Origin of the sequence: Streptomyces sp. Alt3 (assembly GCF_030719215.1) — a bacterium.
In the GTDB taxonomy this organism is placed as follows: Bacteria; Actinomycetota; Actinomycetes; order Streptomycetales; family Streptomycetaceae; genus Streptomyces; species Streptomyces glycanivorans.
This window is the reverse complement of the sequence record NZ_CP120983.1, coordinates 6,679,929-6,698,699: the sequence shown is the minus strand read 5'-3', so window position 1 is coordinate 6,698,699 and position 18,771 is coordinate 6,679,929. Positions and strand designations below refer to the sequence as shown.

Here is an 18,771-nt window from a genome sequence, read left to right as displayed (position 1 = left end):
CCCTTACCAGTGAGATTCGTACAGGCTGGCGAATTCGGCTGCTCGCCGAGGTCAGGAGGGTCGGGCAGGGTCAGGAGTGGTCGATGAACCGGTCGAGCACCCGGGCGCCGAACTTCAGACCGTCCACCGGGACCCGCTCGTCCACGCCGTGGAACATCCCGGCGAAGTCCAGCTCCGGCGGCAGCTTCAGCGGGGCGAAGCCGAAGCAGCGGATACCGAGGTCGTCGAAGGACTTCGCGTCGGTGCCGCCGGAGAGCATGTAGGGCACGGCGCGCGCGATCGGGTCCTCGGCCTTCAGCGCGATCTGCATCGCGTCCACGAGCGAGCCGTCGAAGCTGGTCTCCAGGGCCTTGTCCCCGTGCACGTCCTCACGCTTCACCCGCGGGCCGAGGATCCGGTCGAGGTCGGCCAGGAACTCGTCCTCGAAGCCCGGCAGGAAGCGGCCGTCGACGTGCGCGGTGGCCTGTCCGGGGATCACGTTCACCTTGTAGCCGGCGCCGAGCATGGTGGGGGCGGCGGAGTTGCGCAGGGTCGCGCCGATCATCTTGGCGATGCCGCCGAGCTTGGCGAGCGTGGCCTCCATGTCCTCCGGGTCGAGCGGGGTGCCGAGCGCGTCGGACAGCTCGTCGAGGAAGGACCGCACGGTCTTGGTCACCCTGACCGGCCACTGGTGGCGCCCCAGCCGGCCGACGGCCTCGCAGAGCTCGGTGATCGCGTTGTCGGTGTTGGTCATCGAGCCGTGCCCGGCGGTGCCGTCCACGGTGAGCCGCATCCAGTGCATGCCCTTCTCCGCCGTCTCCACCAGGTAGAGGCGCAGGTTCTCGTTGACGGTGAACGAGAAGCCGCCCACCTCACCGATCGCCTCGGTGACACCGTCGAAGAGGTCCCGGTGGTTGTCGACGAGGTGGCGCGCCCCGTAGGTGCCTCCCGCCTCCTCGTCGGCCAGGAAGGCCAGCACGATGTCGCGCGGGGGCTTGCGGCCGCTGCGCATGCGGTCGCGCACGACCGCGAGGGTCATCGCGTCCATGTCCTTCATGTCGACCGCACCGCGCCCCCACACGCACCCGTCCGCGATCTCCCCGGAGAACGGGTCGTGCGTCCAGTCCGCCGCGTTGGCGGGGACGACGTCGGTGTGCCCGTGGATCAGCAGCGCCGGCTTGGAGGGGTCCTCGCCCTCGATCCGGGCCACGGTGGAGGCGCGGCCCTTGTGGGACTCGATGATCTTCGGCTCCAGCCCGACCTCGGCGAGCTTCTCGGCGATGTACTCGGCGGCGGCCCGCTCCCCGGGGCCCGAGTGGTCGCCGTAGTTGCTGGTGTCGATCCGGATCAGGTCACGACAGAGGTCCACGACCTCGTTCTCGGCCCTCTCGCCGATGCCGGCCCGGGCCGTGTTGGTCTCGCTCACGCTGCTTCCTTCCACTGTCGCGGTGGTGCTCCCTCCCATACTCGCGCGCCGGCCCCCGCGCGCCCAAGACCGCCCGGGCCCCGTCACGCGCCATTCACATGGCCGGGGGTGTGATCGAGCACCCCCGAATGTTTGCTATTGTTTTCCACGTCGGAACGGGCAGGACCCGGACGACAGACACCCGGTCCGGGTGGCGGAATGGCAGACGCGCTAGCTTGAGGTGCTAGTGCCCTTTATCGGGCGTGGGGGTTCAAGTCCCCCCTCGGACACAGCGGAAAACCCCCAGGTCACCCTGGGGGTTTTCGCTTTTCTTCTCCGGCTTACTGCCTGATGCGCAGGAACGTCACGGAGTGCGCCGGGAACGTGTGGGTGAGCACCGGCCCGTCGACGCGCAGCGTCGAGGTACGTGGCGCCACCTGACGGTCCTCGGCGGTGTTCACGGCCTCCGGGGCGGCCTGGAGCGTGGTCAGCCGGGCGGTACGCGCGGACGGCTTCGCCCCCAGGTCGATCCGGGTCCTGGCGTCCGCCGCCTGTGCGTTCACGACCTTGACGACGAGGTCGCCGGTGGCGTCGTCCCGGGTGACCACCTGCCGGAAGGGCTCGGCCGCCTTGTCGTCGGTGAAGGTTCCCCACTGCTCGCCGTCGAGGAAGAGGGTGACCTGCCGGCCGCGCACCTGGACGTGGACGTCGTAGGCGCGCCCCGTCTCGATCGTCGTGGTGTCCTCGGCCATCGTCTGCTTGGCGCCGTCCACCGACTTCTCCACGGCGGAGCGGGTGTTGCCCCAGCCGCCTAGGTTCCACCAGTAGGTGTTCCCGGTGTCCTTGACCCCGAAGGCGACGAGGAAGCCCTCCTTCCCCGACTTCTTGGTGGCCCGGACCTTCAGGTCGTAGTTCTGCCAGCCGGTGTCCCCTGCCATGACCAGGGTGTTCTCCGCGCTCTCGTCGGACTGGACGTACGCCCCGTCCTGGACGGCCCAGTCGCCGCGCCCCGCGGCCTTCGTCCACCGCTCGTCGCCGGCGGAGAAGTCGTCGCTCAGCAGCTCGGTGCCGTCCTCCCCCGTCACGCGGACATCGTCGTAGGCCGCCGCGGTCGCCCAGGTCGACAGTCCGACCGCGCCGGTGATCGGCGCGGTGGTGGCGGGCGTCGAGGAGGCGGTGCTCGGGACGACGCGGTTCCCCACGTTGTTCATGAAGAGCTTCTGGACCTCGTAGTTCGCCGATCCCCACGACTTCTCGTTGTCGAACCAGATCATGTCCGGCCGCCACTGCGCGTCGTTCGTGTCGGCGAACAGCGGCGCGTAGGAGGCGAGCTCGACGACGTCGGCGTTGCGTTCCAGGCCGGTCATGTAGGCCGCTTCGGCGAGGGCGTTGGAGAAGCGGTTGTCGAGGGAGGCGTATTCGCCGAGGAACACCTTCGGGCCGCGGCGGTCGTAGGTGTCGTAGCGCGCGTTGTTCTCCAGGAACCACTGCGGGCTGTTGTAGTAGTGCTCGTCGACCATCGCGACGTCCGCGTCGCGGTTGAGCTGCCAGGCGCGGTCGAAGGTGGTGCCGCTGTCGTCGGGGCCTGAGTTGCTGATCACGGTGATGCCGGGGTACCTGGCCTCTATCGCCTCGCGGAACTCGGTGAAGCGGGCGAAGAACTCGTCGGGGAGGTTCTCCTCGTTGCCGACCTCGAGGTGGGTGAGGCCGAAGGGCGCGGGGTGACCCATCGCGGCGCGCTTGGCACCCCAGGTGGAGCCGGCCGGGCCGTTCGCGAACTCGATCAGGTCGAGGGTGTCCTGGATGTGGCGTCGCAGCAGGGCGGGGTCGTCGGTCGCCCTGTTCTGTCCGCAGCCGGTGACCAGGGCGGGTACGACCGGGAGGGCCATCGCCCCGATGTCCTCGGCGAACTGGAAGTACTCGTAGTACCCCAGGCCGTAGGTCTGGTTGTAGCCCCAGAAGTTGGCGTTGACGGGTCGCTGCTCGACCGGGCCGATGGTGTCCTTCCACTGGTAGGAACGCTTGCGCTCCCAGTTCGGCGCCTCGTACGCCTCATGGCTCCCGGTGTTGACGAGGCAGCCGCCGGGGAAGCGCAGGAAGCCCGGGTGCAGCGCGGCGGTCTTCTCCGCGAGGTCCTTGCGCAGACCGTTCGGCCGGCCCTTGTAGGTGTCGCGGGGGAAGAGCGAGATCATGTCGAGCCGTACGGTTCCGCCGCCCGCCGCCGTGACGGTGAGCCGGCCGTCGGCCGCCGAGCCGCGGGCGGTGAGGGTGCCGGTGTACTTCGCCCAGCGGTCACCGCGTGCGTCGACGCGCAGGGGCGTGGCGAGCGCGGTGCCGTCCGCCGTGGTCGCCGCGACCGTCAGCGCGGTTCCCGCCGGACGGTCGGTGCGGGCCCAGACGGAGAAGTCGTAGCGCTCACCCCTGCGCAGGGCCAGGCCCTGGTTCCAGCCGGAGTTGGTGACTCCGAAGCCGGCCCCGCCCTCCGGTCCCGTCGAGGTCGAGGCGCAGATGGCGCCGGTTGCGTTCACCCAGCCGCTGGTCGTCGTCCACCGTCGTGGCGCGCCCCGTGGCGCCGGCCACGGCGGCTTCGCTCCAGGCGGTCATGGGTGAGTACGCGGCGTTGTCGGCGCGGTCGTACTCGAAGGAGCGGTTCTGGACGAGTTCGGCGTACAGTCCGCCGTCCGCCGCATGGTTGATGTCCTCGTAGAAGACGCCGTACATCGACTTGCCGATCGCGGGGCCCGTGCGGTCGGGGTGCACGGTCAGGGAGTAGTCGGTCGCCTCCGCCACGGGCGGGCCGTCGTCGGCGCGGGTGGGTGCGGCCACCAGCGTGCAGAGCAGGAGGGCGATGGCCGGGACGATCGGTCTCGTCCACAGGTGCGGGTGCGGCATGGACGCTCCAGGGATCATTGTTCGAGATATCGGACGTTGCCCAGAACTTCGAACGCAAGATAGGCAGGGCGCGGCAGCGCGTCAACGCCTCCGCCGGAACTGGCCGGTACGGGACCTCAGGACCGCACGGGGACGCCGAAGTCCGGCGTGCCGTCCGCCCGCCAGCTCAGCGGCTGCACGCGGGTGTCGCGGCCGGGGTCGTCCAGCGGGTCGCCGGCGATCTCCTCGTACGGCCTGGCGTGGTACACCAGCACGTCCGTGCGGCCGTCCTCGGCGACGGTGAAGCAGTTGTGGCCCGGGCCGTACTGCCCGGTCTCCGCGCTGCCGGTGAAGACGGGCTGCGGGGACTTGACCCAGGACGCGGGGTCCATCAGGTCGCTCCCCGCTCCGGCGGTGAGCAGGCCCACGCAGTAGTTGGCGTCCGTGGCACTCGCGGAGTACGTCATGAAGACGCGGCCGTTGCGCCGGAGGACCGCGGGGCCTTCGTTGACCGCGAAACCGACGCGTTCCCAGTCGTGCTCGGGGGCGCTGATCCGGACCTGAGGGCCCGTCAGGGTCCAGGGGTCCGCCATGCGGGAGAGGAAGATCGCCGTGTTGTCCGTCAGCCCGGGTTCGTGCTGAGCCCAGGCCAGGTAACGCTCGCCCCGGTGGGCGAAGGCGTGGGCGTCGAGCGAGAACGTGTCCCACGCCGTGAGGATCCGCCCCTTCTCTGTCCAGGTGCCGTGGCGGGGGTCGGCGCTCACGTTCTCCAGCACCCAGATCCGTATCTTCCACACGTCGTCGGCGGGTGCCGCGGCGAAGTGGATGTACCACGCCCCGTCGATGCGGTGGAGTTCCGGCGCCCAGATGTGGGCGGCCATGTCACCGGTGGCGTGCCGGCTCCAGATCACCGACTCCTCGGCTGTGGCCAGGCCGTTCAGGGTGTGGGAGGAACGCAGGACGATCCGGTCGTACGCGGGGACCGTCGCCGTGAAGTAGTAACGGCCGTCCGTGTGCCGGGTGATGTGGGGATCGGCGCGCTGCCCGGCCAGCGGGTTTCGGTAGGGGCCCACGGCGGGCGGGGCGGGTTTCACCGGACCTCGCGGGAGGCGAGCAGCCGCTGGTCGCGGAGTTCCGCGAGGACGAGCGCCGCGTACTCGGTGGCACCCCGCACCGAGGTGTGGGTGTTGTCGCGCTTCTCGTCGTAGAGGTAGAGGGCCTTCGAGCCCTCGGGGCCGAGTTCCTCGACCCGGGCCTTGGTCAGGGCCGTGAGGTCGACGAGCCCGGTGCCCTGCTCGGAGGCGAGGGCACGGACCTCGGCGGGCAGGTCGACGCCCAGGCCGTTGACGAGCAGCGCGGTGCCGTTGTCGAGCGTGCCGTCGGCGTTGAACCAGCGGCGCACGACCGGGGTGACGAGTACGGGTCTGCCTCCCTCGGCGCGCACGTCCTCGATCATCGCCGTGAGGTTGGCCCGGTAGGTGTCCCGGTCGGTCTGCTTGTCGTTGTGGGCGAGCTGGACGAGGACGAGGTCCCCGTGCCGGATGCGGGAGCGCAGCGCCGGGAAGAGCGCCGGGTTGTCCCGGAAGGACTGCGAGCCCTCCCCCGAGTCGGCGTGGTTGGCGACCGTCACCCGGTCGGTGAGGTACTGCGGAAGCTGCTGCCCCCAGCCCGTGTAGGGCTCGCCGGCCTGGTCGCAGACGGTGGAGTCCCCGGCGAGCAGGATCTGCGGGGTGCGGACGCGTTCCACCCGCAGGCCGGCGAGCCGCGGGGCCGCGCCGCCGAACGTGAGGTCGAGCCCGGGGCTGCCGGTGGCCCCGGTCGGCTCGCCCTCCGGGTCGCGGACGTCCACGGTGAAGCCGCGTCGCAGCGTCTCGCCCGGGGCGTTGCGCGTCTCGGCGAGCACGGCCCTGCGGGTCTCGGCGGTGACGGACGTGGAACCGGCGCCCTGGCCTCCGCCGAGCAGGACGCGGACGCGATAGGTGCCGGGGGTGACGTCGAAGTGGCAGACGACGGGGGCGGTGCCTGCGCAGTGCCGGAGGCCGGCGTCCCGGGGTCCGTCAGCCTGCGCGCGGGCAGGGGTGGCGGTGACGGTGGTCAGAGCGGCGACGGCGGTGCAGGCGGCCAGCAGTGCGGTACCGGCTCGGCGCATGGAAGGGCTCCTCCGTGTCGGACGGACGCTGAATGGATTCAACGGGCAGGAACCATAGCGCCTCCCGTAAGCGCTTTCTACGGGGCGGCCGATTTCGTCCGCACCCTTGACTCGCCCCGCCGACACCCCTGACGTCGGGCCGATTCGACGAAGTCCGACATTTCGAACATTTTATCGGGAGAGCAATACGTCCGCCCCTCTCGCGAAGAACTCCCGCCCCCCGCGGACGCGGATCCGGCACACGCGGCGTCCGCCGCCGGTGACCCCGAGCCGCGCCGCCGGCGGCCGCCGGGCTCACCACGGGGCACGAGCGACTGCTGGAGGTTCTCGCGATGGGATGATGGAGGGACCCGGCCCGTCCGTTCCGGGCCCTCCGGCGACAAGGACCCATGCGATGAGAGGACGGGCGAAGCCCCCGGCCGCCCCGCTCCCCCAGCGCGCGGGCGTCGACCCGGTGCGGGTGCGGCTGCCCGCGGACCCGGCCGGGGCCTGGCCCACCGTCCGGGACCACCTGCTGGACCGGTTCGCGGGCGCGATCGGCACCGTGCGGGTGGACGCCATGCTGGCCGAGGGCCGGTTCGTCGGGGCGGACGGCTGCGCCGTGCGCCCCGACGAGCCGTACACCGCCGGGCGTCACCTCTGGTTCCACCGCGACTTCGCCCCCGAGGAGCCGGTGCCCTTCCCCGTCGGCATCGTCCACCGCGACGAACGCCTGGTGGTCGCGGACAAGCCGCACTTCCTGGCCACCACCCCGCGCGGCCGGCACATCACCGAGACCCTGGTCGCCCGGCTGCGTGACACCCTGGGGCTGCCCGGACTGCAGCCCGCGCACCGACTGGACCGGCTGACGGCGGGCCTGGTGCTCTGCGTCGTACGGGCCGGGGACCGCGGGGCGTACCAGACGCTGTTCCGGGACCGGCTGGTGCGCAAGGAGTACGAGGGGGTCGCCGCGTACGATCCGGAGCTCGTGCTGCCCAGGACTGTTAGGAGCCGGATCGTCAAGGAGCGTGGGGTCATCGCCGCGCGCGAGGAGCCGGGGACGGTGAACAGCGAGAGCCGGATCGAACTACTGGAGCACCGGGGCGCTCTCGGCCACTACCGGCTGCTGCCCGCGACCGGCCGCACCCATCAGCTGCGGGTCCACATGAACGCGCTGGGGCTGCCGTTGGTGGACGATCCGGTCTATCCCGTGGTGGAGCCGGACCCGGAGCGCGAGGACTTCGGGCGCCCACTGCAACTGCTCGCGAAAGTACTGGAGTTCACCGATCCGGTCACGGGTGTGCCGCGCCGCTTCGAGAGCGGCCTGCGGCTCTCCGCGTGGCCGGACCGGTGATCCCCGCCGCGGTCAGTGGCCGCGGTTGATCCAGTCCTGCAGCTGCGGCGCCTCCGCGCCGATGCTGGTGGAGTCGCCGTGTCCGGTGCGGACGGCGGTCTCCGGCGGAAGGGCGAGCAGCCGGTCCCTGATCGAGTCGATGATCGTCGGGAAGTGCGAGAAGGACCGCCCGGTGGCGCCCGGCCCGCCCTGGAAGAGCGTGTCCCCGGTGAAGACGGTGCTCAGCCCGGGGGCGTGGAGGCAGACCGCGCCCGGGGCGTGGCCCGGGGTGTGCAGCACCGTGAGGCGAGTCCCCGCCACCTCCAGCTCCTGGCCGTCGGCGAGTTCGCCGTCGGGGGCGCGGTCCGGGTGGGTCTGCTGCCAGAGCGGCAGGTCGTCCGGGTGCAGCAGGATCGGCGCGCCGGTCGCGTCGGCCAGGGCCGGAGCCGCGTCGATGTGGTCGTTGTGCGCGTGGGTGCAGATGATCGCGCGCAGCGTACGCCCGCCGAGTGCGGCCTCGATCGCGGCGGCGTCGTGGGCGGCGTCGATGACGACGGCCTCGGTGTCGTCGCCGACGATCCAGACGTTGTTGTCGACGTCCCACTCGCCGCCGTCGAGGGCGAAGGTGCCGGACGTGACCAGGTGGTCGATGCGGGCGGCCATCAGAGGATCACCACCGAGCGCAGGACGTCGCCGTCGTGCATCCGGGCGAAGGCCTGCTCGATCTCGTCGAGCTGGATGGTCTCGGTGACGAAGGCGCCCAGGTCGAGGCGTCCCTGCTGGTGCAGGTCGATCAGCATCGGGAAGTCGCGCGAGGGGAGGCAGTCGCCGTACCAGGACGACTTGAGCGAACCGCCGCGTCCGAACACGTCCAGGAGCGGGAGTTCGAGCTGCATCTCCGGGGTGGGCACGCCGACGAGGACGACGGTGCCTGCCAGGTCACGGGCGTAGAAGGCCTGCTTGTACGTCTCGGGGCGTCCGACCGCCTCGATGACGACGTCGGCGCCGTTGCCGTCGGTGAGCGCGCGGATCGCCTCGACGGGGTCGCCGGAGCGGGAGTTGACGGTGTGGGTGGCGCCCATCCTCTTCGCCGTCTCCAGCTTGCGGTCGTCGATGTCGACCGCGATGATCTTCGCCGCTCCCGCGAGCCGCGCACCGGCGATCGCCGCGTCGCCGACGCCGCCGCAGCCGATGACGGCGACCGAGTCGCCGCGGCCGACCTGGCCGGTGTTGATGGCCGCGCCGATTCCCGCCATGACTCCGCAGCCGAGCAGACCCGCGACGGCCGGGGAGACCTCGGGGTCGACCTTGGTGCACTGGCCTGCGGCGACGAGGGTCTTCTCGGCGAACGCGCCGATGCCGAGCGCCGGGGAGAGCTCCGTGCCGTCCAGGAGGGTCATCTTCTGCTTCGCGTTGTGGGTGTCGAAGCAGTACCAGGGGCGGCCGCGCAGACAGGCACGGCACTGACCGCACACCGCGCGCCAGTTGAGGACGACGAAGTCGCCGGGCTCGACGTCGGTGACGCCCTCGCCGACGGACTCCACGACACCCGCGGCCTCGTGACCGAGCAGGAACGGGAAGTCGTCGTTGATGCCGCCCTGCTTGTAGTGCAGGTCGGTGTGGCAGACGCCGCACGCCTGGATCTTGACCACGGCCTCACCGGGGCCCGGGTCCGGCACCAGGATCGTCTCCACCCGCACGGGCTCGTTCTTTCCCGGTGCGATGACCCCTCGTACCTGCTGCGCCATGCCGTGGTCTCCCATTCCGACTGCCCCGTTGTACCGAAGATCGATCCCGTCCACCGTACCCGGGCGGGAGGGCGCTCACGGGGCCAGCACGTCCAGTTCGTGCAGCGCGCCGACGGCGATCTCCTTGGTGAGCCGTTCCGCGCCCTCGGCGTCCCCCTCGCGGACGGCTTCGGCGAGCCGGACGTGGAGCGTGACCGCGGCGGGGTCCGGGTCCTCGAACATCACCTGGTGGTGGGTGCGGCCGGCGAGGACCTCGGCGACGACGTCGCCGAGCCGCGCGAACATCTCGTTGCCCGAGGCGTTGAGGACGACGCGGTGGAAGGCGATGTCGTGCCGGAGGTATCCCTCCAGCTGCTGGCCGCGTGAGGTCGCGACCATTCCGAGGGCGCACTCGGTGAGTGCGGCGCACTGCTCGGCGGTGGCGTTCCGGGCCGCGAGACCCGCGGCGACGGGTTCCACGGCGGACCGCAGCACGGTGAGGGAACGCAGCTGCCGGGGGCGGTCGGCGCCGGCGAGCCGCCACCGGATGACCTGGGGGTCGTAGACGTTCCACTCCTCGGTGGGCCGCACGGTCACCCCGACCCGGCGCCGTGACTCGACGAGGTGCATGGACTCCAGGACGCGGATCACCTCGCGCACGACGGTGCGTGAGACGTCGAAGCGCTGCGCGAGCTCGTCCGTGCGCAGGACCAGGCCCGGTGCGCAGTCCCCCGCGGCGATCTCCAGACCCAGGGTGTCCAGCACATGCGTATGGAGGCCCTGGGCAGGTGTGGTCATGCCCACAAGCCTACGGGGCGGCCTTCGGGATCTAAAAGTACGACGTTTATGTCACAGCCTCTTGAATAAGTCGTACGTAATGGGTTTCAGTAGCGCGACGGACCGATGTCGCGGACCGATGTCGATGAAGACAGCGAGGCAGCAATGAGCACCCCCCACGTCGTCGTGGTGATGGGCGTAGCAGGGACCGGCAAGACCACGATCGGCCCCCTGCTCGCCGACGCCCTGGGCGTCCCCTACGCCGAGGGCGACGACTTCCACCCGCCGGCCAACATCGCCAAGATGTCCGCGGGCACCCCGCTGGACGACGACGACCGCTGGCCGTGGCTGGACGCGATCGGGCGGTGGGCACACGGCCGGGCGGGGCTCGGCGGCGTCGTCAGCAGCTCGGCGCTCAAGCGCGCCTACCGCGACCGGCTGCGGGCCGAGGCCCCCGGTGCCCTCTTCCTGCATCTGACCGGCGACCGGTCCCTCATCGAACGCCGCATGGCGGACCGCAAGGGCCACTTCATGCCGACCGCGCTCCTCGACTCCCAGTTCGCGACCCTGCAGCCCCTGCAGGAGGACGAAGCGGGAGTCTCCGTGGACGTGTCCGGCACCCCTGAGGAAATCACCGACCGAGCCGTCGCCGCGCTGCGCCGGCTCGCCAACTAAGGATCACCACCGTGACCAGTCTCAGCGTCGAGATGCTGGCAGCGGATGCCGTCGAACCCATCACTTCGGCCGGCAACGCACAGCTGGGTATCGCCGTCCTGGCGGGTATCGCCGTCATCGTCCTGCTCATCACCAAGCTCAAGATGCACGCGTTCCTCGCGTTGACCATCGGCTCGCTGGCGCTCGGTTCCTTCGCCGGCGCCAACCCGGCGAAGACGATCACCAGCTTCACCGCGGGCCTGGGCTCGACCGTCGCGGGTGTCGGTGTCCTCATCGCCCTGGGCGCCATCCTGGGCAAGCTGCTCGCCGATTCCGGCGGAGCCGACCAGATCGTCGACACGATCCTCGCGAAGGCGAGCGGGCGTGCGATGCCGTGGGCGATGGTCCTGATCGCCTCGATCATCGGGCTTCCGCTGTTCTTCGAGGTCGGAATCGTGCTGATGATTCCGGTCGTGCTGCTGGTCGCCAAGCGCGGCAACTACTCGCTGATGCGGATCGGCATCCCCGCGCTCGCCGGACTCTCCGTGATGCACGGGCTGATTCCCCCGCACCCCGGCCCGCTGGTGGCGATCGACGCCCTCGGCGCCAACCTGGGCGTCACGCTGGCGCTCGGTGTGCTGGTGGCCATCCCGACCGTGATCATCGCGGGCCCGGTCTTCTCGCGTTACGCCGCCCGCTGGGTGGACATCGAGGCGCCGGAGAAGATGATCCCGCAGCGCCCGTCGGAGGAGCTGGACCGCCGGCCAAGCTTCGGCGCGACCCTGGCGACGATCCTGCTGCCCGTCGTCCTGATGCTGGTCAAGGCACTGGTCGACATCGTGGTGGACGACCCCGAAAACCACGTCCAGCGGGTCACGGACGTCATCGGCTCGCCGCTGATCGCGCTGCTGGCGGCCGTCGTCGTCGGCATGTTCACCCTGGGCCGCGCGGCCGGGTTCACCAAGGGCCGTCTGTCCGCCACCGTCGAGAAGTCGCTCGCCCCGATCGCGGGCATCCTGCTCATCGTGGGCGCCGGCGGCGGGTTCAAGCAGACCCTCATCGACGCCGGTGTGGGCCAGATGATCCTGGAGTTCTCCGAGAACTGGTCGATCCCCGCCCTGCTGCTCGGCTGGCTGATCGCCGTGGCGATACGGCTGGCGACCGGCTCGGCGACCGTGGCCACCATCTCCGCGGCCGGTCTGGTCGCCCCGCTGGCCGCCGACATGTCCACGTCCCACGCGGCACTGCTCGTCCTCGCGGTCGGTGCGGGTTCGCTCTTCTTCAGCCACGTCAACGACGCGGGGTTCTGGCTGGTGAAGGAGTACTTCGGCATGGACGTCCCGCAGACGATCAAGACCTGGTCGGTGATGGAGACCATCATCTCCGTCGTCTCGCTGGCCTTCATCCTGCTGCTGTCGCTGGTGTTGTAGCCGGCGTCACTCCTCCGGTTCCCGCCACAACGGGTGCTCGGAACGGGCCCAGAGGCGCTCGACCGACCCGGTGCGCATGCCACGGCGTGCCTCCGGGTCGGCGAGCGCCTTCGCCATGTGGCCGGCGACGACGATGCCGGTCGCGAGGGCCAGCCAGTCGTGGACGAAGGTCGCGCCCGTGCGCCACACCAGCGGGGCGAGCCCGGTGAACCACATGAGCAGTCCCGTGCCGAGCATCACGAGCACGGCCCCCGCGATCCAGGCGGCGTAGAGCTTCTGGCCCGCGTTGAACTTCGCGGCCGGGCGGGATCCCGGTGAGCGGTCGCGCCGCAGGGCCGCCCGCAGCCACTGCCTGTCGTGCGGCCCGAAGCGGTTGAGCCGGGAGAGGTCGGCGCGCAGGGCGCGGGAGACCAGTCCGGCAAGCAGCGGTACCGGAATGAGCAGCCCGGACCACTCGTGGACGGTGACCACGAGACGTCGGCGGCCCACGAGTTCGGCGAGCTGGGGGACGTACAGGCAGGCTGCCGTGGCGATGCAGATCAGCACCAGCCAGGCCGTGGCGCGGTGCACCATCCGTTCCGCCGCGGTGAAGCGCCGGACCCTCGGGGAGGGGTCAGACGGTGGGGGCGTCGTCGCGGCCGTTGGACCGGCCGACCCAGGCGTCGACGTCATAGCCGAGCTCCTCCCAGTATCCGGGGCGTACGGAATCGGTGACGGTGATCCCGGAGAGCCATTTCGCCGACTTGTAGAAGTACATGGGGGCCACGTAAAGCCGGACCGGCCCGCCGTGGGCGTGGGCCAGCGGCTCGTCCTGCATGCGCGTGGCGACCAGGACGTCCGGACGGCGGGCCTGTTCGAGCGTGAGGCTCTCGCTGTAGGAACCGTCGAAGCAGGTGAAGCGGATCGCCTTCGCACCGGACTGTACGCCTGCCGCGTCCAGCAGGGCGGAGAGCCTGACGCCCTCGAACGGGGTCTCTGGCACCCGCCAGCCGGTGACGCACTGGACGTCGCGCACCATGCGGGTCTGCGGCAGCGCCTTCAGGGAGCCGAGCGTGTACGTCGCCGGGCGGTCGACCAGGCCGTCCACGGTGAGGCGGTAGTCGGCGGCGGTCTTCTCGGGCACCGACGTGGTGACCGAGTAGTAGCGGAAGCCGCCGCCGTTGGGGAGCAGGCCGGTGAGCCCGGTGGGGTCCTTGTCGGCGACCGCGCCCAGTCCGCTCTCCAGCGTGCGCTGGAGGACGGGCGCGGCCACCACCCCGGCGGCGCCGAGGCCGAGCATGGCGAGGACCAGGCGGCGTCCGACGGGTGCGCCGCCGTCGTCCGGGGAGGAGCGGTCACTGTCGGGAGGGGGATTGTTCACCCACCCATTCGAGCACCCGCGGTCCCCCTTCACCAGGGGCCGCGGGCACACGTCGTGTTCCGGTGAGGAGGCCTGGGTCAGCGGGTATTCGCCGGAACCCCCTCCGCCGCCTTCTCCAGCTGGAACGCCTCGTTCCCGAGGCCGATCCGCGCGTGGACCTCGGGCCTGGTGCGGCGCAGCACCGCCCCGTAGGCCAGACCTCCGGCGAGGGCCAGCACGATCACACCGGGCAGCAGCCAGTTCAGCGTCGAGCCGGGGCCCGAGCCGACCAGGACGTCGAAGTCCCGGACGGTGAACACGGCGATGGCGAGCAGGGCGAGGCCCGCGAGTCCGGAGGCGACGAGCCTGGGCGCCTGGGCCCGGCCGGCGCCGCGCCGTACGAAGAACGCGATGACGGCGAAGGAGGCCGTGGCCATCAGGACGATGACGCCGAGCGCGCCGACGTTGCCCATCCAGGTGAAGAGGTGCAGGACGGGCGCGGTGGGGTCGCCGACCGGGTTGTCGTCGGTGACGGCGAAGGCGAGCACGATGACGACGGAGACCGCGGACTGGAGCATGGAGCCGGTCGCGGGGGCTCCGCTCGCCTTGTTGGTGCGGCCGAATCCGGCGGGCAGCAGCCCTTCCCTGCCCATGGCGAACGCGTAGCGGGCCACCACGTTGTGGAAGCTGAGCAGCGCGGCGAACATGCCGGTGACGAACAGGACGTGCAGGACGTCGGTGAAGGTGGCGCCGAGCCGTTCCTCGGTGAGGCCGAAGAGCATCCCGGGGCCCTCCTTGAGCGAGGTGTCCGCGATGGAGGAGGGGCCGGCGGCGACGGTCAGGGCCCAGGAGCTCACTGCGAGGAAGAGCGCGGCGTAGCCGACGGCCAGGAACATCACGCGGGACACGACGACCTGCGGGCGGCTGGTCTCCTCCGCGTACACCGGGGCCTGTTCGAAGCCGACGAACGCGGCGATGCAGAAGCAGAGCGCGGTGCCCAGGCCGGCTCCGGTCAGGGTCTCCGGGTCGAAGGCGTGCAGGGACAGGCCCTCCGGGCCCGGCTTGCCGACGGCGGCGATGTCGAAGATCACGACGAGGGCGCACTCGACGACCAGCAGGACTCCGAGGACCTTGGCGTTGAGGTCGATCTTCAGCCAGCCGAGTACGCCGACGACGGCCACGGAGACCAGGGCGGGGATCCACCACCGGAGGTCGATGTCGAGATAGGTGGCGAAGAGGCCCGAGACCTCGAAGCCGAGGATGCCGTAGATGCCGACCTGCATGGCGCTGTAGGCGACCAGCGCGACGAGAGAGGCGCCCGCACCGGCCGTGGGGCCGAGTCCGCGGGCGATGTAGGCGTAGAAGGCACCGGCGTTGTGGACGTGCCGGCTCATCTCCGCGTAGCCCACGCCGAACAGCATCAGGACGATGCCGAGGATCACGTAGAGCAGGGGCTGTCCGACGATGCCCATGACCCCGAAGACCGTGGGCATCACACCCGCGACGACCATCAGCGGGGCACTGGCGGCGAGGACGGACAGGAGCAGCCCGGGGGTGCCGAGCCGGTCGGCGCGCAGCGCGCGCTCCTCCCCCTTGTAGGTGCTGATCCCGCGGTCCGCGCCGGTGGTGCCGGTCGCGCCGGTGTCTGTTCTGCCCGTCGACATGGCGGGGTGGTCCCTTCCTCGGTGGAGACGTGCGTGCAGACGTGCGTCAGGGGGCACCGAACGCGAGGGTGCGCGCGGCGGTGAATTCTGTGTACGGGTCGCGTCCGGCGTACGACCACGGGACCTCGGTGGCGTGCGGGCCGATGCGGTGGAACAGTGCCGCGGCCTCGGCGGGGCGGCCTTCGCAGATCTTGGCGTGAGCCAGGAAGTTGAGGTCGGTGTGGTGGCGGGGGTGGTCCTCGCGTTCCCATTCGAGCCACCAGTCGAAGGCGGCCTTCATGACCTGCCGGGCCCTGCGCCCCGACCAGTGGCCCGAGGCCGCCGGGTCGTCGGACACGGCTCCGGCGGCGGCGAGGACGCGGTAGCGCTCGGCGTGGGCGACGACGGGGAGCACGGCGAGCGGCGAGTCGGCCGGGGCCTGTTCGGCGGCCCATGCGGCGAAGTCGTACACCTCGTGGAGGGGATCGCTCCCGGGGTTCGTCCCGGCGAGGGAGGCCGTCATCAGGTGGTGGCCGTGGTGGTGTTCGGGGTGGCGGGCGCGGATCTCCTCGAAGTGTCCGGCGGCCGCCTCGTGGGTGCCGTGTGTGCGCTCCAGTGTCATCAGGCCGAGCCAGGGGGTGGGGTCGGCGGGGTCGAGCGCGGCCGCGGTCAGGCACGCCTCGCGCGCCCGGTCACGTTCTTCGGCACCGGCCTCGGTGCGCCGGGAGCGGACGACGGTGGCGCAGGCCAGCAGCGTCGTGGCGTCGGCGCTGTCGGGCTCGGCGAGCAGCCAGTCGGCCGCCCACCCGGCGGCGGACGGGACGGCGGCGAGGGCGAGGAGCCGGTGGCCGCGGCGGTCCCAGTCGGTGCCGGTCGCGACCAGCAGGGAGCGCGCCCGGGTCCAACGGCCCTGTGCGAACTTGCTTCGTACGTCGATGAGTTCGCTGTCACCGAGTGCCGGGTCGAAGGCGTGGTCCGAGCGCCCGCCCCTGCGTCGGGAACGGCCCAGGGGCGGCGGAGGCGGAGACATCCGCAGGATTCCTTTTCGACTTCGACGTGAGATCAGCACATTTCGATGCGCTGTGCGAGCAGACGATCGCGCACAGCAAAGCGGTAGGCAAGGCTCGGCGTCAAGGTCGGTCTTGCCACAACTGCATTTACTGGAAGCGGAGTTGGCGATTCAGGGGGCGTGGAACTCGCCGTTCACGCAGTTCGCGAGCCGTCCACCGGCGTGACGGATGAGGAAGGGGTGACGCGTGCCACACTGCCGCCATGGAGAACCGTGAACCGCTCAAGCCGTTCCTGCTCGCATTCCCCGGGCCCTTGCGCGACCGTCTGGTGGCCGCCGTGCTCTCGGGCGAGAAGGTCTCCACCTCGGGGCTGCTCGTCGAGTACGAGGCCGAGCGCGAGGAGCTCCCGCCCGTGGGCGAGCGGTCCGCGGTCGTCGACTCCGACGGGCGGGAGGTCGCCGTGGTCGAGGTGACGGAGGTGCGCGTGCTGCCACTGGGCTCGGTGGGGTTGCAGCACGCCCTCGACGAGGGCGAGGGGTACACGTCGGTGGCCGAGTGGCGGGCGGGGCACGAGACGTTCTGGCACAGCGAGGAGATGCGGGAGGCGCTCGGGGACCCGGGGTTCACCGTGGACGACGACACGATGATCGTGGCGGAGCGCTTCCGGGTGGTGGAGCGCCTCGCCTGACGGCCGGCGCCCCGTCAGACCGGCGCCGGCCGTCGAGCCTTGCCGTCAGCCGACCGCCTTCGCCGCAGCGCGGCCCGCCGCACGGCCGGAGAAGATGCAGCCACCCAGGAACGTGCCCTCCAGCGACCGGTAGCCGTGGACCCCGCCGCCGCCGAAGCCGGCCGCCTCCCCCGCCGCGTACACCCCGGCCAGCGGGGTGCCGTCCTCGGTCAGGACGCGGGAGGAGAGGTCCGTCTCCAGGCCCCCGAGGGACTTGCGGGTCAGGATGTTGAGCCGTACGGCGATCAGGGGGCCGGCCGCGGGGTCGAGGATGCGATGCGGCTTCGCCGTGCGGATCAGCTTGTCGCCGAGGTAGGAGCGGGCACCGTTGATCGCCGTGATCTGGAGGTCCTTGGTGAAGGGGTTGGCGATCTCACGGTCCCGGGCGGTGATCTCGCGGCGCAGGTCGTCCTCGTCGATCAGAGCGTCGCCGGTGAGCGCGTTCATCCCCCGTACCAGCGCGCCGAGGTCCTTCTCGACGACGAAGTCCACTCCCTTGTCCATGAACGCCTGCACCGGCCCGGGGACGTCCGCGCGGGCCCTGCCGATCACGTCGCGCACCGACTTCCCGGTCAGGTCCGGGTTCTGCTCGGAACCCGAGAGTGCGAACTCCTTGCCGATGATCTTCCGGTCGAGGACGAACCAGGTGTATCCGTGGCCCGACCTCATGATGTGTTCGAGGGTGCCCAGGGTGTCGAAGCCCGGGAACAGCGGGACCGGAAGCCGCTTGCCGCGCGCGTCCAGCCAGAGGGAGGACGGGCCGGGCAGGATGCGGATGCCGTGCTTGTCCCAGATCGGGTTCCAGTTCTCGATGCCCTCGGTGTAGTGCCACATCCGGTCGCGGTTGATGTGGTGGGCGCCCGCCTTCTCGGCGATGCCCAGCATCAGTCCGTCGACGTGCGCGGGGACCCCGGAGAGCATCTTCTCCGGCGGGGTGCCGAGCCGCGCGGGCCACTGGGCGCGCACGAGGTCGTGGTTGCCCCCGATGCCCCCGGAGGTGACGATCACGGCCTGGGCCCTGAGCTCGAACGCGCCGGTGGTCTCGCGGCTGCTCGCGGTGCCCCGCTCGGCGCCGCTCTCCTGGAGGATCTCGCCGGTGACCGTGTCGACCTCTCCGCCCGAGCGGCCGAGACCGGTCACCCGGTGGCGGAAGCGTGCCTGGACGAGTCCCTTCGCCATCCCCTCCCGGACCCTGCGCTCGAAGGGGGCCACGACGCCGGGGCCGGTGCCCCAGGTGATGTGGAAGCGGGGGACGGAGTTGCCGTGGCCCCTCGCGTCGTAACCGCCGCGTTCCGCCCAGCCGACGACGGGGAAGAGCCTCAGCCCCTGGGCGTGCAGCCAGGACCGCTTCTCCCCCGCCGCGAAGTCGACGTACGCCTCGGCCCACCGCCGTGGCCAGTGGTCCTCCTCGCGGTCGAAGCCCGCCGTGCCGTACCAGTCCTGGAGGGCCAGCTCACGGCTGTCCTTGATCCGCATCCGGCGCTGTTCGGGCGAGTCGACGAGGAAGAGGCCGCCGAAGGACCAGTGCGCCTGGCCGCCGAGGGACTGCTCGGGCTCCTGGTCGAGCAGGATCACCGTGCGGCCCGCGTCGACGAGCTCGGCGGTGGCGACCAGCCCCGCGAGCCCTGCCCCGATCACGATCACATCAGCGTCGTACGCCATGGGGTTCCGTCCTTCGGGACATGCGGGGCGGCCCGGCGCGGGTCCCGGCCCGGTGAGAAGTTACTGGTGCGTCAGATCTTGGGTAC

General features: G+C 71.1%; 15 protein-coding genes, 1 tRNA gene and 1 pseudogene. 5 read left to right on the top strand and 12 right to left on the bottom strand.

Features of this window, described 5'->3' with window-relative positions:
* Nucleotides 1–70 precede the first annotated feature (70 nt).
* Complete coding sequence (locus P8A20_RS29595; RefSeq protein WP_147958042.1) at nucleotides 71–1,405, bottom strand: M20/M25/M40 family metallo-hydrolase; 1,335 nt, start codon at nucleotides 1,403–1,405, stop codon at nucleotides 71–73.
* Between the two features lie 184 nt (nucleotides 1,406–1,589).
* Here P8A20_RS29595 and P8A20_RS29590 point away from each other — a divergent pair.
* A tRNA-Leu gene (locus tag P8A20_RS29590) sits at nucleotides 1,590–1,674 on the top strand.
* Nucleotides 1,675–1,725: 51 nt separating this feature from the next.
* On the opposite strand, the pseudogene P8A20_RS29585 reads toward P8A20_RS29590, so the two are convergent.
* From P8A20_RS29585 to P8A20_RS29575, 3 genes and pseudogenes are all read right to left on the bottom strand, one after another.
* Nucleotides 1,726–4,276 (bottom strand): annotated as a pseudogene (locus P8A20_RS29585) (alpha-L-arabinofuranosidase family protein).
* Between the two features lie 116 nt (nucleotides 4,277–4,392).
* Complete coding sequence (locus P8A20_RS29580) at nucleotides 4,393–5,349, bottom strand: glycoside hydrolase family 43 protein (RefSeq protein WP_147958040.1); 957 nt, start codon at nucleotides 5,347–5,349, stop codon at nucleotides 4,393–4,395.
* Nucleotides 5,346–6,404, bottom strand: a complete 1,059-nt coding sequence (locus tag P8A20_RS29575) for a rhamnogalacturonan acetylesterase (protein WP_147958039.1) — start codon at nucleotides 6,402–6,404, stop codon at nucleotides 5,346–5,348. Before P8A20_RS29575 ends, P8A20_RS29580 begins: the two co-directional genes overlap by 4 nt.
* A gap of 394 nt (nucleotides 6,405–6,798) precedes the next feature.
* On the opposite strand from P8A20_RS29575, the gene P8A20_RS29570 reads away from it, so the two are divergent.
* Nucleotides 6,799–7,737, top strand: a complete 939-nt coding sequence (locus P8A20_RS29570) for a pseudouridine synthase (RefSeq protein ID WP_306104536.1) — start codon at nucleotides 6,799–6,801, stop codon at nucleotides 7,735–7,737.
* 12 nt (nucleotides 7,738–7,749) lie between these two features.
* Here the strand turns inward: P8A20_RS29570 and P8A20_RS29565 are convergent, their stop codons facing one another.
* The 3 genes from P8A20_RS29565 to P8A20_RS29555 form a co-directional block, all read right to left on the bottom strand.
* The gene (locus P8A20_RS29565) at nucleotides 7,750–8,379 is read right to left on the bottom strand and encodes an MBL fold metallo-hydrolase (protein ID WP_147958037.1); all 630 of its coding nucleotides are present in this window, start codon (nucleotides 8,377–8,379) and stop codon (nucleotides 7,750–7,752) included.
* Nucleotides 8,379–9,464 (bottom strand): S-(hydroxymethyl)mycothiol dehydrogenase, encoded by a 1,086-nt coding sequence (locus P8A20_RS29560; protein WP_147958036.1) that lies wholly within the window; start codon nucleotides 9,462–9,464, stop codon nucleotides 8,379–8,381. The genes P8A20_RS29565 and P8A20_RS29560 overlap by 1 nt, the downstream gene beginning before the upstream one ends.
* A gap of 75 nt (nucleotides 9,465–9,539) precedes the next feature.
* Nucleotides 9,540–10,241: a FadR/GntR family transcriptional regulator gene (locus P8A20_RS29555; RefSeq protein ID WP_147958035.1), complete on the bottom strand. Its 702-nt coding sequence runs from the start codon at nucleotides 10,239–10,241 to the stop codon at nucleotides 9,540–9,542.
* A 144-nt stretch (nucleotides 10,242–10,385) separates the two neighbouring features.
* Between P8A20_RS29555 and P8A20_RS29550 the strand changes: the two genes are divergently transcribed.
* Together P8A20_RS29550 and P8A20_RS29545 are read left to right on the top strand one after the other, a co-directional pair.
* Nucleotides 10,386–10,895: a gluconokinase gene (locus P8A20_RS29550; protein ID WP_147958034.1), complete on the top strand. Its 510-nt coding sequence runs from the start codon at nucleotides 10,386–10,388 to the stop codon at nucleotides 10,893–10,895.
* Between the two features lie 11 nt (nucleotides 10,896–10,906).
* A complete protein-coding gene (locus tag P8A20_RS29545) occupies nucleotides 10,907–12,304 on the top strand; it encodes a GntP family permease (protein WP_147958033.1) in 1,398 nt (465 codons plus the stop codon).
* 6 nt (nucleotides 12,305–12,310) lie between these two features.
* Here the strand turns inward: P8A20_RS29545 and P8A20_RS29540 are convergent, their stop codons facing one another.
* The 4 genes from P8A20_RS29540 to P8A20_RS29525 form a co-directional block, all read right to left on the bottom strand.
* On the bottom strand, nucleotides 12,311–12,976 hold the full coding sequence (locus P8A20_RS29540) for a cytochrome b/b6 domain-containing protein (protein ID WP_147958032.1): 666 nt from the start codon (nucleotides 12,974–12,976) through the stop codon (nucleotides 12,311–12,313).
* Nucleotides 12,918–13,664 carry a molybdopterin-dependent oxidoreductase gene (locus tag P8A20_RS29535; RefSeq protein ID WP_147958031.1) on the bottom strand — a complete coding sequence of 249 codons (747 nt, stop codon included), beginning with the start codon at nucleotides 13,662–13,664 and terminating at the stop codon, nucleotides 12,918–12,920. Before P8A20_RS29535 ends, P8A20_RS29540 begins: the two co-directional genes overlap by 59 nt.
* A gap of 77 nt (nucleotides 13,665–13,741) precedes the next feature.
* Nucleotides 13,742–15,307, bottom strand: coding sequence for an APC family permease (locus P8A20_RS29530; protein WP_147958030.1), 1,566 nt, complete (start codon nucleotides 15,305–15,307; stop codon nucleotides 13,742–13,744).
* A gap of 46 nt (nucleotides 15,308–15,353) precedes the next feature.
* Nucleotides 15,354–16,316 carry a hypothetical protein gene (locus tag P8A20_RS29525; protein WP_147958029.1) on the bottom strand — a complete coding sequence of 321 codons (963 nt, stop codon included), beginning with the start codon at nucleotides 16,314–16,316 and terminating at the stop codon, nucleotides 15,354–15,356.
* A 242-nt stretch (nucleotides 16,317–16,558) separates the two neighbouring features.
* Here P8A20_RS29525 and P8A20_RS29520 point away from each other — a divergent pair, with 242 nt between their 5' ends.
* Nucleotides 16,559–16,984: an ASCH domain-containing protein gene (locus P8A20_RS29520; protein WP_147958028.1), complete on the top strand. Its 426-nt coding sequence runs from the start codon at nucleotides 16,559–16,561 to the stop codon at nucleotides 16,982–16,984.
* Nucleotides 16,985–17,029: 45 nt separating this feature from the next.
* Here the strand turns inward: P8A20_RS29520 and P8A20_RS29515 are convergent, their stop codons facing one another.
* Complete coding sequence (locus tag P8A20_RS29515) at nucleotides 17,030–18,685, bottom strand: FAD-binding dehydrogenase (protein WP_306104535.1); 1,656 nt, start codon at nucleotides 18,683–18,685, stop codon at nucleotides 17,030–17,032.
* Between the last annotated feature and the right edge of the window lie 86 nt (nucleotides 18,686–18,771).

Bases quoted from the DNA above. Each gene is read 5' to 3' on its own strand.
- P8A20_RS29575 (WP_147958039.1), bottom strand. From the start codon at position 6,404: ATGCGCCGAGCCGGTACCGCACTGCTGGCCGCCTGCACCGCCGTCGCC.
- P8A20_RS29570 (WP_306104536.1), top strand. From the start codon at position 6,799: ATGAGAGGACGGGCGAAGCCCCCGGCCGCCCCGCTCCCCCAGCGCGCG.
- P8A20_RS29565 (WP_147958037.1), bottom strand. From the start codon at position 8,379: ATGGCCGCCCGCATCGACCACCTGGTCACGTCCGGCACCTTCGCCCTC.
- P8A20_RS29560 (WP_147958036.1), bottom strand. From the start codon at position 9,464: ATGGCGCAGCAGGTACGAGGGGTCATCGCACCGGGAAAGAACGAGCCC.
- P8A20_RS29555 (WP_147958035.1), bottom strand. From the start codon at position 10,241: ATGACCACACCTGCCCAGGGCCTCCATACGCATGTGCTGGACACCCTG.
- P8A20_RS29550 (WP_147958034.1), top strand. From the start codon at position 10,386: ATGAGCACCCCCCACGTCGTCGTGGTGATGGGCGTAGCAGGGACCGGC.
- P8A20_RS29540 (WP_147958032.1), bottom strand. From the start codon at position 12,976: ATGACGTCGACGCCTGGGTCGGCCGGTCCAACGGCCGCGACGACGCCC.
- P8A20_RS29530 (WP_147958030.1), bottom strand. From the start codon at position 15,307: ATGTCGACGGGCAGAACAGACACCGGCGCGACCGGCACCACCGGCGCG.
- P8A20_RS29525 (WP_147958029.1), bottom strand. From the start codon at position 16,316: ATGTCTCCGCCTCCGCCGCCCCTGGGCCGTTCCCGACGCAGGGGCGGG.
- P8A20_RS29520 (WP_147958028.1), top strand. From the start codon at position 16,559: ATGGAGAACCGTGAACCGCTCAAGCCGTTCCTGCTCGCATTCCCCGGG.
- P8A20_RS29515 (WP_306104535.1), bottom strand. From the start codon at position 18,685: ATGGCGTACGACGCTGATGTGATCGTGATCGGGGCAGGGCTCGCGGGG.